This is a genomic window from Mycobacterium sp. UM_11, from assembly GCF_001414075.1.
Taxonomy (GTDB): domain Bacteria; phylum Actinomycetota; class Actinomycetes; order Mycobacteriales; family Mycobacteriaceae; genus Mycobacterium.
Map to the genome: position 1 here is coordinate 1 of NZ_LATC01000252.1, position 380 is coordinate 380.

Below are 380 nucleotides of genomic sequence, written 5' to 3' on the forward strand. Positions count from 1 at the left end.
TCGAGTTTGCCGTTGACCGTCAACGGAATCGCGTCCACGACGACCACCGCGGCGGGCACCATGTAGGCCGGCAACCGCTCGGCCAGCGCAGCGCGAACGCCGGCCGGATCGGCCGTCCCCGTCACGTACGCCACCAGCCGGCCCTCGCGGACGATCACCGCCGCCTGCTCGACGCCCGCCAAACCCGTTAGCGCCGCATGGATTTCGCCGAGCTCGATGCGATACCCGCGGATCTTGACCTGGTCGTCGGCGCGCCGCACGTACCGCAGCTGCCCGTCCGGCCCCCAGCGCACCAGGTCCCCGGTGCGATACATGCGCGCCCCGAACCCGCCGAACGGGCACGCCACGAACCGCGACGCCGTCAGCCCGGACCGGCCCAC

1 protein-coding gene is annotated in these 380 nt (G+C 72.6%); it reads right to left on the reverse strand.

Going from position 1 to position 380, the window contains the following annotated elements:
- A partial coding sequence (locus tag WU80_RS24885) for an AMP-binding protein (protein ID WP_156349790.1) occupies nt 1-380 on the reverse strand: 380 nt, incomplete at both ends.